Source organism: Sphingomonas sp. C3-2 (genome assembly GCF_033025475.1).
In the GTDB taxonomy this organism is placed as follows: Bacteria; Pseudomonadota; Alphaproteobacteria; order Sphingomonadales; family Sphingomonadaceae; genus Sphingobium_A.
The window spans coordinates 1,390,713-1,405,292 of the sequence record NZ_CP130322.1 but is presented as its reverse complement, the minus strand read 5'-3'; the positions used below and the strand labels follow the sequence as shown (position 1 = coordinate 1,405,292).

Sequence of the window (14,580 nt, the reverse complement as noted above, 5' to 3'; positions counted from 1 at the left end):
GGGCCAGTTGCTCGGTATTCGAACGTGTCAGATCGATGCGTGGTAGAGCGCTGCGAGCAGCAGCAAGGCCACGATATTGGTGATCTTGATCATCGGGTTGACGGCGGGGCCGGCGGTGTCCTTGTACGGATCGCCCACCGTGTCGCCGGTCACCGCGGCCTTGTGCGCCTCGCTGCCCTTGCCGCCGTGATTGCCGTCCTCGATATATTTCTTGGCATTGTCCCACGCGCCGCCGCCCGACGTCATCGAGATCGCGACGAACAGGCCCGATACGATCACGCCCAGAAGCAGCGCGCCGAGTGCCGCAAAGCCATTGGCCTGACCGCCCACCGCGCTGATCACGAAATAGACGACGATCGGTGCGAGCACGGGGAGCAGGCTGGGTATCACCATTTCCTTGATCGCCGCCTTAGTCACCAGATCGACGGTGCGGGCGTAATCGGGGCGGCTGGTGCCGTCCATGATGCCCTTGTTGTTGGCGAACTGCTCGCGCACGTCCTTCACCACGTCGCCCGCCGCGCGGCCGACCGCCGTCATCCCCATCGCGCCGAACAGATAGGGGAGCAGCGCCCCCAGTAGCAGGCCGACGATCACATAGGGATTTTCAAGGCTGAAGCTGACGTCGAGTTCGGGAAAGAACTGGCGCAGATCGGTGGTGTAGGAAGAAAAGAGCACAAGCGCCGCCAGACCGGCCGAACCGATGGCATAGCCCTTGGTGACCGCCTTGGTGGTGTTGCCCACCGCGTCGAGCGCGTCGGTCTTCACGCGGACGCTGTCGTCCAGCCCCGCCATTTCGGCAATGCCGCCGGCATTGTCGGTCACCGGGCCATAAGCGTCGAGCGCGACGACCATGCCGGCCAGTGCCAGCATCGCGGTTGCGGCAAAGGCGATGCCGATCAGCCCGGCAAAGGAATAGCTGATGATGATCCCGGCGATGATGACGAGCGTCGGCATCGCGGTTGCCTCAAGCGAGACCGCCAGTCCTTGGATCACATTGGTGCCGTGCCCGGTTTCCGATGCCCGCGCGATCGAGCGGACGGGCCGGAAATTGGTGCCGGTATAATATTCGGTGATCCACACGATGAGCCCGGTCACGCCGAGCCCGACGAGCATCGACCAGAACAGGTCCATCCCGGTAAACCCGCCTTCGCCGGTCAGCCCGCCGCCGATCAGCGCGTTCATGTCGCCCAGCGTCTGCCAGGTGACGTAATAGACCCCGCCGATCGACAGGATCGCCGTCGTCCAGAACCCCTTGTAGAGCGCGCCCATGATCGACTGGCTCGAACCCAGACGGACGAGATAGGTGCCGATGATCGAGGTGAGGATGCACACGCCGCCAATGGCGAGCGGCAGGCTCATCAACTGCATCAGTTGCTCGCTGCCCGTCTGCACGAGCAGCGCGATCAGCACCATGGTGGCGCCGACGGTGACGACATAGGTTTCGAACAGATCGGCGGCCATGCCCGCGCAGTCGCCGACATTGTCGCCCACATTGTCCGCGATCACGGCGGGGTTGCGCGGATCGTCCTCGGGGATGCCCGCCTCGACCTTGCCGACCAGATCGGCGCCGACATCGGCGGCCTTGGTGAAGATGCCCCCGCCAAGCCGCGCGAAGATCGAAATGAGCGAGGCGCCAAAGGCCAGCGCGATCAGCGCGTCGATCACTTCACGGTCATCGGGAAGGTGGTTTGCGGGGCCGGTCAGGTACCAGAAGAAGACGGCGATCGCGAGCAGCGCAAGGCCGGCCACGAGCATGCCGGTGATGGCGCCCGCGCGAAACGCGACGGTCAGCCCGCTCTGCAGCGACTGGCGGGCGGCCTCGGCCGTGCGGACATTGGCGCGCACCGAAATGTTCATGCCGATGAAGCCGGCCGCGCCCGAAAGCACTGCGCCGATGAGAAACCCGACGCCCGAGGTTCTCCCCAGAAACCAGGTGACGATCAGCGCGACGACAACCCCCACCATCGCGATGGTGCGGTATTGTCGGCCAAGATAGGCCTTGGCGCCTTCCTGGATCGCGCCTGCGATTTGCTGCATCTGTTCCGTGCCTGCCGGCGCGGCGAGTACCTGTCTACTGGTAACAAAGCCGTAGAGAACGGCCACCAGGCCGCACGCTATGGATATCGTGACAATAGTCATCAGCTATCCTTCCCCTTTTATTCTTGGAAACTACGCGAGACTTCAAGAATACGGGCCCGCCTGTTTTCTGGTTTCGGGCCAATAGGGTATGCGGCCCGCCCGCGGATTAAGCAAGCCATGTGGCGGCATGAGGGAGGGCGCGGGAGGCACAACTGCGCATCGCTGCTGTTTTCGGTGAAAACAGCATGTTAAGGCAGCGCACCGCGCGCTGCCCGTGCGGTACGATAAAATAAAATGGAGAGGTTTAGTGACCCTTGAGGAAGTCTCCGACCGGCTGGAGATCAACGAACTATTGTCGCGTTATTGCCACGCGCTCGATCAGCAGGATTGGCCAGCCTATCGCGCGGTCTTCACCGAAGATGCCGCGCTCGATTTCACCGCCTTTGGCGGCCCCAAGGGCGGCGTTGCCGATATCGAGGCGTTTCTTGTCCCCGTGCTGGAGTCGCTCGCCAATGCGCAGCACGCGATTTCGACCGTGAAGATCGACCTCACCGGCGACACCACGCGCGCTCGCTCGGCCGCGCTCGTGCCGATGACGACGCGCGCTGCCGACGGAACCGAAAGCACCGCGATCAGCGGGCTCTGGTACGAGGATGAACTCGTACGCACCGCTACAGGCTGGCGCATTTCGGTGCGCAAACAGGTACGCGGCTGGGCGTCCTCGCCCATCTGACGGCGTGGCCGCTTCGGATAGGCAAGCGACTTAGGCGTGCAGATATCCGAGGCGCGCGGGGAGGGGAACGGGGCCATCCTTGTCGAAAAGGGTGAGCCCTGATCCGGCAGCAAAGCTCCCGATCCGCGTTGCAGGGACCGGCAGCGTCGCATCTGCGGGGGCTGCGAACAGCAACTGATAGTCGTCCCCCGCCGTCGCCGCGGCGATGCGGGTGGCACGGTTGTTGTCGGTCATGCTGTCCGGAAGCGGCACCGCGTTCAGGTCGATCGACAGCGCAAGCCCGCTCGCCCCTGCCATGCGCGCGGCGTCGATGAGCAGACCGTCGGAAACGTCCATCATGGCATGGACGAAGGGCGCAAGCGCCCGTCCTTCGGCGAGCAGCGGGATGGGGCGGCGATAGGCGGCAATGGCGTCTTCGGGTTGCGCCTGCCCCGCCTGCAACAGCGCGAGGCCACGGCCCGCATTGCCGATGGTACCGGTGACGTAGAGCGCATCGCCCGCGCGCGCGTCGCTGCGGGATGGGGCACCGCCTGTTGGCGCAAGGGCCAGCGCGGTGAGCCCGAAGGTGCGCGGGCTTTGTGCGGGCAGGCGGACGGTGTCTCCGCCCAGCAGCGGCACCTTGAATTCGGCAAGCACCGCCTTCAGCCCGTCGAGGAACGCCGCGTCCCAGCCTTCATCGCCGGTGAGGCCATAGCCCATCAGCACGCCCACAGGTGTGGCACCCTTGGCGGCAAGGTCGGACAGATTGACCGCGACCAGCTTCCACGCGACATCGGCGGGCGGATCACCGGGCAGGAAATGGACATGCTCGACGATCATGTCGTGCGTCAGCACAAGCCTGGTGCCGCCGATCTCCAGCACGGCGGCATCGTCGATCAGCCCGCGAGCGGCGTCATGGGTGGCGATCGCGCGCAGCGCTTCGATGAAGCTGGTTTCGGTCATCGTCGCGAAGCTTAGCGGGCTGCCCGAAAGCGTCCAGCCCGGTGCCGGGCCGGATAGCGATCAGTCGCGCACGTCCTTGGCGACGGCGTCGAGCAGGCCGTTCACGAACGAGGTTTCGCGCTTGTCGTAAAAGGCATGGGCGACGTCGAGATATTCGTTGATCACCGTGGCGGTGGGGACGTCGGCGCGCGCCATCAGTTCATAGCTGCCCGCACGCAGGATCTGGCGCATCGGCTTGTCGAGCCGGCCGAGCGACCAGCCCTGTGCCAGCTTGCCGGCGATCAGCGCGTCGATTTCCTCGCGGCGTGCATCGACGCCCTTCACGATATCGTCGAAGAACGCGACTTCGGCGTCCGCATATTCGACGTCCTCGATCGTCGCGCCAAGGCGGTGGAGATGGAATTCATGGAGGAGCGCCGTCAGCGGCGTGCCTTCCATTTCCATCTGGTACAGGGCCTGCACCGCGGCGAGGCGGGCGGCAGAACGGGCTTTCGAACGGGTCATTTCAGGCGAATTCCAACAGAAAGGGCGTGGGCAGGCAAGCCTTCGGCACCGGCCAGCGCGACGGCGGCGGGGCCGATCTTCGCAAGCGAGGCGGCATCGCAGGCCAAAAAGCTGGTGCGCTTCATGAAATCGAGCACCGACAGGCCCGAGGAAAAGCGCGCCCTGCGCCCGGTGGGGAGGACGTGATTGGGGCCGGCCACATAATCGCCCACGGCTTCGGGCGTGTGGCGGCCAAGGAACACCGAACCGGCATGGCGCACCTTGTCGAACAGCGGCTGCGGATCCGCCACCGCCAGTTCGAGATGCTCGGGCGCAAGCCGGTCGACGAGCGGCAGCGCATCGGCAAGCGTCGGCACGAGGATGATCGCCCCATTATCGGCCCAGCTGGTCCGCGCGGTCGCCTCGGTGCTGAGCGTCGCGAGCGTGCGCTCGACGGCTTCGGCCACCTTGTCGGCAAAGGCCGCATCGTCGGTGAACAGGATCGACTGGCTGGTCGGGTCGTGCTCGGCCTGGCTCAGCAGGTCGGCGGCAATCCAGTCGGGATCGTTTTCGCCGTCAGCGACGACGACGATTTCAGACGGGCCCGCCACCATGTCGATGCCGACAACGCCGTAAAGCTGGCGTTTGGCTTCGGCCACCCAGGCATTGCCGGGGCCGGTGACGACGTCGACGGGCTTGATCCTGTCGGTGCCATAGGCAAGCGCTGCGATCGCCTGCGCGCCGCCGACGCGCCAGACTTCGTCGACGCCCGCGATTTCGGCTGCGGCCAGCACCAGCGGGTTCACCTCGCCATTGGGCGTGGGGGTGACCATCACGAGCCGCTTTACGCCGGCCACCTTGGCGGGAATCGCGTTCATCAGCACCGACGATGGATAGGCCGCACGGCCGCCGGGAACATAGACGCCCGCAGCATCCACCGGGCGCCAGCGCGACCCGAGGCGCACGCCCGCATCGTCCACGCTTTCACTGTCCACCGGGCGCTGACGCGCATGGAAATCGTCGATGCGCACCGCCGCCAGTTCCAGCGCCACGCGCAGTTCGTGCGGCAGCCCGTCAAGCGCGGCGCGGCATTGCTCGCGGCTCACGCGCCAACCGGTTGCATCCAGATCGTGGCGGTCGAATTGCTGGGTCAGCGCGTGCAGCGCCGAATCGCCTTCCGCGCGCACGCGGGCCAGGATCGCCCCCACATCGCGCGAGACATCGGCATCGCTTTCGCGGCGCGCATCGACCAGCGCGGTGAACGCATCGGCAAAACCGGCGTCGCGGGCGTCAAGCCGCATCGGCATCGCCGGCCTCCGTCGCTTTGCGGAATTTCTCGACCAGCGGGGCGATCTCGGCCGCGCGCATCTTCGATGCCGCGCGGTTGACGATCAGCCGGGCCGATACCTGGGTAATCACCTCCACCTCGACCAGACCGTTTTCCTTGAGCGTGCGGCCCGAGGAAACAAGGTCGACGATGCGGCTCGACAGGCCGAGCTTGGGCGCCAGTTCCATCGCGCCATTGAGCTTGACGCATTCGGCCTGGATGCCGCGCGCCTCGAAATGCCGGGCGGTGAGGCTGGGATATTTGGTCGCTACGCGCACATGGCTCCAGCTGCGCGGATCGTCGCGGGCGGCCAGATCGGTCGGCTCGGCGATCGACAGGCGGCAATGGCCGATATTGAGGTCGACCGGCGCGTAAAGCTCCGAATAGTCGAATTCCATCAGCACGTCGGACCCGACGATGCCAAGCTGCGCAGCACCGTGCGCGACAAAGGTCGCCACGTCGAATGCGCGCACCCGGATCAGCGAAATGCCGGGCTGGTTGGTGGCAAAGCTGAGCGCGCGGCTGTTCTTGTCGGTAAAGGCCGCTTCGGGCACGATTCCGACCTTTGCCAGCAGCGGCAAGGCTTCTTCGAGGATGCGTCCCTTGGGGACGGCGATGATGACGGGTTGGGCCATGGCGATGGCGGCTTTACTGATCGATCGTCGATTGAGCAACCGAAGCTATAAGCATCTGCGCATCATCGTGCGTGGCTGCCGCGCGATCAGGCCGGGACGGGCGCCGCCAGAAATGCCCGGATTGCGTTCGTCACCGCCTCCGGATTTTCCCAGGGCACGAAATGCCCGGCATCCACCTTGGTTATGGTCAGCTGCGGCACCAGCGCTTCCAGCCCGTCCAGCTGGCTGGGGAGCAGCGCCTTGTCCTCCATCCCCCAGATGACGAGCGTCGGCATGGCGACGGGGGGGAAGGGGGCGGACAGGAAGGCGGGGCGCTCGGGCGTTTCGTCCATGCCGGGGACGATGATCGCCGAGGCGCGGTACCAGTTCAGCATCGCGGTCATCGCGCCGGGCTGGCTCCACTGTTCCAGATAGACCGCCTTTTCGGCCCCCACCTTGGCCAGATCGGCATGTTTCTCGAAGGTGGTGTCGAAGAATTTCTCCATCCCGATCGAGTCGATGAACATCTCCAGCCCCGGATTGCGGAAGGCGGTGATGTATTGGCTGGCCGCGCGCTGATCCATGTCATCGAACAGCGTCTTCTGGAAGAGGAAGGGGTGCGGCGCGTTGACGATGACAAGGCGCGCGATCCGATCGGGATGGGCGAGGGCCGCCATCCACGCAATCGCGCCGCCCCAGTCATGGCCCACCAGCGTGAAGCGTTCGATGCCCAGCGTGTCGGCCAGCGCGATCAGGTCGGCCACGGGCTTGTCGGGGCTGTAATCGCCGAGCGCCGGGGGCTTGGACGAGGCGGCAAAGCCGCGCTGGTCGGGCGCGATCACATGAAAGTCATCGGCCAGCGCGGCCAATTGGTGACGCCAGGTGCGGTGCGATTCGGGAAAACCGTGCAGGAAGATGATCGCGTCGTTCGCCGCGTCGCCGGCAATGGCGACATCCAGTTCGACCCCGGTGGGCAGTGCGAAACGCCGGGTGGTGATATCGGACATGCGCAATCCTCTTCCTTTGGCCGTGCGGCTGGGTGTCGCCGGGGCTCGATTATTCGCCGGGCGCCGTCGCCCGGATCGCCAGCGCGTGGATATGATCGCGCAGCAGATCGGCCAGAGCATTGTTCACCATGCGCTGGCGTGCAACCCTCGACTGGCCGGCAAAGGCCGCGCTCTCGATCTCGACCGTGAAGTGCGATTCGCCGGTGCCGTCGTCGCCCATATGGCCGCGGTGCTTGGCGCTGTCGTTGAGGACGGAAAGCTGGACGGGGGCGAGCGCATCGGTAAGGCGCTGTTCGATGGCGGTGGCAACGGGGCCTTTGGTGTCGTTGGTCATCCGCCCTATATACGGGGTTTGAAATTAAGAGGGAGCCGTCTTGGCCGAGGAAGCACAGAGTACGGGCAGGAAACAGAGCCGATTTCACGGGCGCGTGGAAGCCGGTGGCCGAATCTGTGCGCATCCCGCCTGCAACGAACCGGGGGAATTCCGCGCACCCGGCGCGCGCTCGTCCAGCTTTGACGGGCCGGGCGACTGGCGCTGGCTCTGCCTCGATCATGTCCGCGCGTTCAACGCGGGGTATAATTTCTTCGATGGCATGGATGCCGACGAGATCGTCGCCGCGCAGCGCCCCTTTGCCGGGTGGGAACGCGAAACCCGCGCCTTTGCCGCAGGCGGTGCGGATCGCCCGCCGCGCTGGGCGGATTTCACCGATCCGCTCGACGCCATCGGTGCGCGCTTCCAGCGCAAGGTCGAACCCGAGCGGCAGGACGGGCGCCCGCTGTCGGGTGAGGATCGCCGCGACATGAAGACGCTGGGGCTCGCCGCCGATGCCGATCGCAGCGCGCTGCGCCGCCGTTATGCCGAACTCGTCCGCCGCTACCACCCCGATCGCAATGGCGGGGACCGCAGCCATGAAAAGACGCTGCAGGATGTGATCGCCGCCTATACGCGGCTAAAGGCGGCGCCGGCCTTCGCCTGACGTTTTTCGCCCTCGCATTTTCGGCTTTCATCCCCATTTCAGGCACGGCCGCGGATGATTGCCTTGACGCGGAGACATTCCGTTCGCAGGGAACGGTATGATGCGCGGCGGGCCTCGGCCTGCCCCACCTGTAATGGACGAGATCTGATGATGACCGACCTTTCGAACACCCAGCCTGACAGTCGCAATTCCACGGTGCTCGACGCGCCCGACAAGATGGTGAAGGCGCGCGATGTGTTCGGCATCGATTGCGACATGGAAGTCCCCGCCTTTTCCGAGGCGGACGAACGCGTGCCCGATCTCGATCCCGCCTATGTGTTCGATCCGGATACCACGCTCGCGGTGCTTGCAGGTTTTGCGCATAACCGCCGCGTCATGGTTCAGGGCTATCACGGCACCGGCAAGTCGAGCCATATCGAACAGGTTGCAGCCCGGCTCAACTGGCCCTGTATCCGCATCAACCTCGACGCGCATATCAGCCGTATCGACCTGATCGGTCGCGACGCCATCGTGCTGCGCGACGGCCAGCAGATCACCGAATTCCGCGAAGGGTTGCTGCCCTGGGCGCTCCAGACGCCGACCGCGCTCGTCTTCGACGAATATGATGCCGGCCGTCCCGACGTGATGTTCGTCATCCAGCGCGTGCTCGAAACCGAGGGCAAGCTGACGCTGCTCGATCAGAACCGCGTCATCCGTCCCAATCCGTGGTTCCGCCTCTTCGCCACCGCCAACACGGTTGGTCTTGGCGATACCTCGGGCCTCTATCACGGCACGCAGCAGATCAACCAGGGCCAGATGGACCGCTGGAACATCGTCGTGACGCTCAACTATCTGCCCGCCGCAACCGAGGCGCAGATCGTTCTCGCCAAGTCGGGCGAATATGATCACGAGGGCGGCCGCAAGGAAGTCGAGAACATGGTCAAGGTCGCCGACCTGACCCGTCAGGGCTTCATCGCCGGCGATATCTCGACCGTGATGAGCCCGCGCACCGTGATCAGCTGGGCGCAGAACGCGCTCATCTTCAAGGATGTGGGCTTCGCGTTCCGCCTGTCGTTCCTCAACAAGTGCGACGAGGCCGAGCGTCCGCTGGTGGCCGAATATTATCAGCGCGTGTTCGGCAAGGACCTGCCCGAAAGCGTGGTCGGCCGCGCCGGCTGATCGCGCTATCCGGCCGCCGCGGCCGGGCAGAAGGAGTGTGATCCAGGATCATGGCTGAGCAAACGCCGCTCGAACGCTTCAAGGCCGTCCTCACCGGCACCGCGCGCGCCATCGCGCAGGAGCCTGAGGTCGAACTGGCCTTCACCGCCGATGCCCCCGTTCAGGCGGGCAAGAATCTGCGCGTGCCCATGCCCGCGCGCAGCCTGCCGCCCGAACAGGTGGCCGAGGCGCGCGGCTTTGCCGACGCGTTCGCGCTGAAGCTGCGCCATCACGACGCGGCGCTCCATGTCCGCCATGCACCCTCCGAACCGGTGGCGCGCGCGGTGTTCGACGCGGTCGAGCAGGCGCGCGTGGAGGCTTTGGGCAGCCGCGCGATGGCGGGCGTGCGCGCCAATCTTGCCGATGCGCTCGCCATGCGCATGCGCTCTGACCCGATCACCCGGGCCCGCTCGCGCGAAGAAGTGCCGCTGTCGACCGCGGTCGCGCTTCTGGTCCGCGAACGGCTGACCGGCGATGCCCCGCCTGAGGCGGCGCTCCCAGGGCTGTCGATGATCCGTGGCTGGATCGAAGAAAAGGCCGGTGCCGATCTCGACGCGCTCGCGCTGCTCAGCGACGATCAGGCGGGGTTTCAGAAGCTGGCGACCCAGCTGCTCGAAGACCTTGAGCTGACCGAAGGCCAGATCGAACCCGATCAGGCCGATGAAGGCGGCGAGGAAGAGGAAGGCCAGGAGCCCGAGGAAAGCGACGGCGCCGAGGGCGAGGACGAATCGAGCGGCGCCGAGGGCCAGATGGAGGCGCGCGGCGAGCCCGATACCGGCGATACTGGCGAAGGCGAGGAAGACGCCGGCGACGAGCAGATGGCCTCGGACATGGAGGGCGAGGCCGATGGTGAGGGCGACGACGGGATGATGCCCGTTCGTCCGAACCGGCCCAATTACGATCTCACCCCCGATTTCGAATATAAGCCCTGGACCGTGCAGTTCGACGAGGTCGTCGAGGCCACCGATCTGTGCGACGAGGAAGAGCTCAACCGGCTGCGCGCCTATCTCGATCAGCAACTGGTCCATTTCCAGGGCGCGGTCACCAAGCTGGCCAATCGCCTGCAGCGCCGCCTGATGGCGCAGCAGAACCGCAGCTGGGATTTCGATCAGGAAGAAGGGCTGCTCGACGCCGCCCGGCTCGCGCGCGTGGTGATCAACCCCACCCATTCGCTGTCCTACAAGATCGAACGCGACACCGATTTCCGCGACACCGTCGTCACGCTGCTGATCGACAATTCGGGCTCGATGCGCGGACGCCCGATCTCGATCGCGGCAATCTCGGCGGATATCATGGCGCGCACGCTCGAACGCTGCGGCGTGAAGACGGAGATTCTGGGCTTCACCACCCGCGCCTGGAAGGGCGGGCAATCGCGCGAGAACTGGCTGGCGGCTGGCCGCCCGCCGATGCCCGGTCGCCTCAACGACCTGCGTCATATCGTCTACAAAAAGGCGGACGAACCCTGGCGCCGCGCGCGCCGCTCACTCGGGCTGATGATGCGCGAAGGGCTGCTCAAGGAAAATATCGACGGCGAGGCGCTGCTCTGGGCGCATAACCGGCTGGTCAACCGCAGCGAGGAACGCCGTATTCTCATGGTGATCTCGGACGGCGCGCCGGTCGACGATTCGACGCTGTCGGTGAACAGCGGCGCTTATCTCGAACGCCATCTGCGTCAGGTGATTCACTGGATCGAAAACCGCTCGCCGGTCGAACTGATCGCCATCGGCATCGGGCATGACGTGACGCGCTATTACCAGAAGGCCGTCACCATCATGGACGCCGAACAACTGGGCGGCACGATGGTCGAACAGCTTGCGGCGCTGTTCGACACCGACTGAACCGTATCACCCCGCAAAATGAAAAGGGCCGGGCCTGTGTGAGGCCCGGCCCTTTACCCTTCGATACACTACAGGAAGGGTTGGAACTTTACCGGTTTAGCAGCGGCGACCATCCGAACGGTCGATCGCGCGACCGGCCAGCGCGCCGACACCTGCGCCGACAATGGTGCCTGCGGTCTTGTCACCGCTGCGGCCGACGACTTCATGTCCAAGCAGGCCGCCGGCGATGGCGCCGATGATCGTGCCGCCCGTGCCCTTGTCGCAGCGTTCACCGCGATAATAGCCACGATAGCCGCGATCACCCCGGTAACGGTCGCCGCGATAATAGCGGTCACCGCGATAGCCGCGGTCGCCCCGGTAATAACGGCCGCCGTCATAATGGCGGGAATAGCCGTCACGTGCCGCCAGCGCCGGCGTGGCGGGGATGAGCGTTGCGGCGCCCATTGCGATAGCAGCGCCGACCAGGCTGAGCTTCTTGAACATGACCAAACTCCTTGATGCGACCAAAACTCGTTCGGCGTAGGCGGGGTGGGGGAAGGGAGGTTCCGCCTGCACCGGGCTTTCGTCGATGAAGCCCTTATGCGGTGATTCGGTTGAGCCGTGTCTGAACGGCCATGTTATCTGAGGTTAAGCCTTGCACTCGCGGCGTGGGGATGCGCTAAACCGTGCACATGCGCCGTTTTCTCTACGTTCCGCTTCTGATGATGCCGCTGTTTCTGGTTGGCCATTATTCCGGCGAGCCGCGTCGTCCCATGCTGGGGGCGGACAGGCGCGTCGAAATCCGGCCCGTGTCGCTCGATGAAAGCAATCTGATGCGCGATCGTATCGGGCCGCTGCGGTTCATCGGCGGCTGGGAACTGCGTAGCCCCGAACGGGCCTTTGGCGGCTTTTCAGGGATGATCGCCGAGGGGGATCGGCTGACCCTGCTCAACGACGCCGGGGGCGTCGTGAAGCTGCGTCTGGGCGAAAATGGGCGCGTCAGCGATGTCTCGTTCCACGATCTGCCTGCCGGCCCCGATCATGGCTGGGCGCGCGACGAACGCGATTCGGAATCGATGACCTGGGATCCGCAAAGCGGCCGGATCTGGGTGGGGTTTGAAAGTTTCAACGAGATCTGGCGCTACAGCCCTGATCTTGGCCGGGGGGAAGCGCAGGCCGCGCCCGAGCCGATGGCGCTCTGGCGCCGTTCAAGCGGGCCTGAAACGATGCTCCGGCTGCGCAGTGGCGAATTTCTGATCCTGCCCGAATCGGGGCGTGGACAAGGCGTGGTGGCACAGGCGCTGCTCTATGCGGGCGACCCCACCGATCCGGCGACCCCCTATGTCCGTTTCGTCTACAAGCCGCCCAAGGGCTATCGGCCGACCGATGCGGCACAGCTTGATGATGGGCGGGTGCTTGTCCTCAATCGCCGCTTCACGCTGCGCGAATGGTTCACGGCCAAGCTGTCGGTGATCGACACACAGGATATTCGTGAGGGCAGGAATTTGCGCGGCAAGGAAATCGCGGCTTTTGCGTCGCCGGTGATCCGCGACAATTTCGAGGCGCTGGCCATCACACACGAAAACGGACGCCAAATCCTGTGGATGGCGTCCGATGATAATTTCCGTTCGCCTTTTCAGCGAAATCTGATGCTCAAATTCGCGGTTGAAGGCGAATTCTAAAGGCGCCGCGAACGGCGCCTTCATGCATCAGGCTGCAGCAGCAACCTTCTTGGCGACATCGCGCTTCAGACGGCGAGCCTTGAGGCTCAGCTTGTCGTCCGCAGTCTTGAGCAGCCAGTTGTCGAGGCCACCATTATGTTCAACCGAACGCAGGCCGTGCGTCGACACGCGCAGCTTGACGCTGGTGCCCAGCGCGTCCGACATCAGCGTGACGTTCTGCAGATTCGGCAGAAACGTGCGCTTGGTCTTGTTGTTGGCGTGGGAAACATTGTGACCCACCTGACGACCCTTGCCGGTCAGTTCGCAAATGCGCGACATCGTTCTCAATCCTGAATTTCGGTTACCCGGAAAGCCGGTGCCGATAACGGTCCGAACGATTCGCGTCAACCTGTGAGTATCCGGTTACGCTTTTGTTGAAAGCGTTGCGCAGCCCGTTAGACCATATTTCATGTCATTTCCACTCCCTGATCCAATGCGACAGGCTTTGGCGGCCGCGCGCGAGGCTGCCGAGGCCGGCGAAGTGCCCGTGGGCGCTGTTCTGATGCTTGATGGCAAGGTCATTGCGCGTGCTGCCAATGCCACGCGAACCGATAATGATCCGACCGCACACGCCGAAATGCGGGTGATTCGCGAGGGTGCGCGCCTGTTGGGCCAGGAACGGCTCGGTGGCTGCGATCTGTGGGTGACGCTGGAGCCGTGCGCAATGTGTGCCGGGGCGATCGCGCATGCGCGGATTGCGCGCGTCTATTACGCCGCGTCCGATCCCAAGGGCGGCGGCGTGGAACACGGTGCCCGGGTGTTCGAACATCCGACCTGTCATCATCGGCCCGAAATCTATTCGGGGCTGGGTGAGGGCGAGGCGGGCGATCTGCTGCGCGGTTTTTTCGCGGCACGGCGCAAATAGGCAAGAAAAAGGGGCCGGTGCATCGCGGCACCGACCCCGGTTTCAAACGTCGAACGCCTTATCCGCCGCGTACATCGCCTTCGGTGACGGGTACGATCTTGATTTCTACCCGGCGATTGGCCTGACGGCCGACGGGGGTGTCGTTGGTCGCCACCGGCTGCGACGAGCCGAAACCCTGTGTCCCGATGCGCGCTGCCACTACGCCACGCTGGGTGAGGTAGCTCGCCACCGCCTGCGCGCGGTTCTGCGACAGCGGGATGTTGATCGTGTCGTTGCCGGTCGAATCGGTGTGGCCGTACACGTCGATATAGGTCTGGTTATACTGGCTCAGTGTCGACGCGACCTGGTTGAGCGTGCCCTGGAATTCGGGCTTCACGGTGTAGCTGTTGGTGTCGAACGTCACGCCCGAGGGCATGTTCAGCAGAATTTCGTCGCCATTGCGCACCACTTCCACATCGGTGCCTGCGGTTTGCTGGCGCAGCTTCTTTTCCTGTTCGTCCATGTAATGGCCGATGCCCGCACCCGCGAGTGCGCCGATGCCCGCGCCCAGAATCTTTTCGGTGCGATCGCGGCGGCCACCCACCAGATCGCCGACCAGAAAGCCACCGACGACGCCTGCAATCGCGCCGATGCCCGCCTTGGACATGCGCTGGTTGCCGGTTTCGGGGTTGGTGGTGCAGCCTGCGGTCAACAGGCCTGCCGCTGCAACGGCCGTCGCCAGCTTTGCAGAAATATGCATGGGGGAACCCTTTCGCTCTTATTGTGCGGCGGTGCCGCAGTCCCTGGAATAACCCTTTGTGGGAATGCTTGTTCCGCAA

16 protein-coding genes are annotated in these 14,580 nt (G+C 64.8%); 6 read left to right on the top strand and 10 right to left on the bottom strand.

Features of this window, described 5'->3' with window-relative positions; translation table 11 throughout:
• Positions 1–27: 27 nt before the first annotated feature.
• Positions 28–2,139 carry a sodium-translocating pyrophosphatase gene (locus tag QYC26_RS06830; RefSeq protein ID WP_317514643.1) on the bottom strand — a complete coding sequence of 704 codons (2,112 nt, stop codon included), beginning with the start codon at positions 2,137–2,139 and terminating at the stop codon, positions 28–30.
• Between the two features lie 247 nt (positions 2,140–2,386).
• Between QYC26_RS06830 and QYC26_RS06825 the strand changes: the two genes are divergently transcribed.
• Positions 2,387–2,812, top strand: a complete 426-nt coding sequence (locus tag QYC26_RS06825; RefSeq protein WP_317514642.1) for a nuclear transport factor 2 family protein — start codon at positions 2,387–2,389, stop codon at positions 2,810–2,812.
• Positions 2,813–2,842: 30 nt separating this feature from the next.
• On the opposite strand, the gene thiL is transcribed toward QYC26_RS06825, so the two are convergent.
• The 6 genes from thiL to QYC26_RS06795 all read right to left on the bottom strand — a co-directional run bounded on the left by thiL (position 2,843) and on the right by QYC26_RS06795 (position 7,519).
• Positions 2,843–3,754, bottom strand: a complete 912-nt coding sequence (gene thiL / locus QYC26_RS06820) for a thiamine-phosphate kinase (protein WP_317514641.1) — start codon at positions 3,752–3,754, stop codon at positions 2,843–2,845.
• Positions 3,755–3,814: 60 nt separating this feature from the next.
• The gene (nusB, locus tag QYC26_RS06815) at positions 3,815–4,258 is read right to left on the bottom strand and encodes a transcription antitermination factor NusB (protein WP_317514640.1); all 444 of its coding nucleotides are present in this window, start codon (positions 4,256–4,258) and stop codon (positions 3,815–3,817) included.
• Positions 4,255–5,544 (bottom strand): histidinol dehydrogenase, encoded by a 1,290-nt coding sequence (hisD, locus tag QYC26_RS06810; RefSeq protein ID WP_317514639.1) that lies wholly within the window; start codon positions 5,542–5,544, stop codon positions 4,255–4,257. The genes nusB and hisD overlap by 4 nt, the downstream gene beginning before the upstream one ends.
• On the bottom strand, positions 5,528–6,199 hold the full coding sequence (hisG, locus tag QYC26_RS06805; RefSeq protein WP_317514638.1) for an ATP phosphoribosyltransferase: 672 nt from the start codon (positions 6,197–6,199) through the stop codon (positions 5,528–5,530). Before hisG ends, hisD begins: the two co-directional genes overlap by 17 nt.
• 86 nt (positions 6,200–6,285) lie before the next feature.
• Positions 6,286–7,185, bottom strand: a complete 900-nt coding sequence (locus QYC26_RS06800) for an alpha/beta hydrolase (RefSeq protein WP_317514637.1) — start codon at positions 7,183–7,185, stop codon at positions 6,286–6,288.
• 49 nt (positions 7,186–7,234) lie between these two features.
• On the bottom strand, positions 7,235–7,519 hold the full coding sequence (locus QYC26_RS06795; protein WP_317514636.1) for a BolA family protein: 285 nt from the start codon (positions 7,517–7,519) through the stop codon (positions 7,235–7,237).
• Between the two features lie 40 nt (positions 7,520–7,559).
• Here QYC26_RS06795 and QYC26_RS06790 point away from each other — a divergent pair, with 40 nt between their 5' ends.
• The 3 genes from QYC26_RS06790 (at position 7,560) to cobT (ending at position 11,197) form a co-directional block, all read left to right on the top strand.
• The gene (locus QYC26_RS06790) at positions 7,560–8,162 is read left to right on the top strand and encodes a J domain-containing protein (protein WP_317514635.1); all 603 of its coding nucleotides are present in this window, start codon (positions 7,560–7,562) and stop codon (positions 8,160–8,162) included.
• Between the two features lie 150 nt (positions 8,163–8,312).
• Positions 8,313–9,320, top strand: a complete 1,008-nt coding sequence (gene cobS, locus QYC26_RS06785) for a cobaltochelatase subunit CobS (RefSeq protein WP_317515016.1) — start codon at positions 8,313–8,315, stop codon at positions 9,318–9,320.
• 50 nt (positions 9,321–9,370) lie between these two features.
• Entirely contained in the window at positions 9,371–11,197 is a 1,827-nt protein-coding gene (cobT, locus tag QYC26_RS06780) for a cobaltochelatase subunit CobT (protein ID WP_317514634.1), read from the top strand.
• A gap of 96 nt (positions 11,198–11,293) precedes the next feature.
• Here cobT and QYC26_RS06775 read toward each other — a convergent pair whose 3' ends face one another.
• Entirely contained in the window at positions 11,294–11,680 is a 387-nt protein-coding gene (locus QYC26_RS06775) for a glycine zipper 2TM domain-containing protein (protein ID WP_317514633.1), read from the bottom strand.
• Between the two features lie 188 nt (positions 11,681–11,868).
• On the opposite strand from QYC26_RS06775, the gene QYC26_RS06770 reads away from it, so the two are divergent.
• Positions 11,869–12,858 carry an esterase-like activity of phytase family protein gene (locus QYC26_RS06770; RefSeq protein ID WP_317514632.1) on the top strand — a complete coding sequence of 330 codons (990 nt, stop codon included), beginning with the start codon at positions 11,869–11,871 and terminating at the stop codon, positions 12,856–12,858.
• A gap of 27 nt (positions 12,859–12,885) precedes the next feature.
• Here the strand turns inward: QYC26_RS06770 and rpmB are convergent, their stop codons facing one another.
• Positions 12,886–13,176 (bottom strand): 50S ribosomal protein L28, encoded by a 291-nt coding sequence (gene rpmB / locus QYC26_RS06765; RefSeq protein WP_317514631.1) that lies wholly within the window; start codon positions 13,174–13,176, stop codon positions 12,886–12,888.
• Between the two features lie 130 nt (positions 13,177–13,306).
• Between rpmB and QYC26_RS06760 the strand changes: the two genes are divergently transcribed.
• The gene (locus QYC26_RS06760; RefSeq protein WP_317514630.1) at positions 13,307–13,762 is read left to right on the top strand and encodes a nucleoside deaminase; all 456 of its coding nucleotides are present in this window, start codon (positions 13,307–13,309) and stop codon (positions 13,760–13,762) included.
• A 58-nt stretch (positions 13,763–13,820) separates the two neighbouring features.
• Here the strand turns inward: QYC26_RS06760 and QYC26_RS06755 are convergent, their stop codons facing one another.
• Positions 13,821–14,501 carry an OmpA family protein gene (locus tag QYC26_RS06755; protein WP_317514629.1) on the bottom strand — a complete coding sequence of 227 codons (681 nt, stop codon included), beginning with the start codon at positions 14,499–14,501 and terminating at the stop codon, positions 13,821–13,823.
• Between the last annotated feature and the right edge of the window lie 79 nt (positions 14,502–14,580).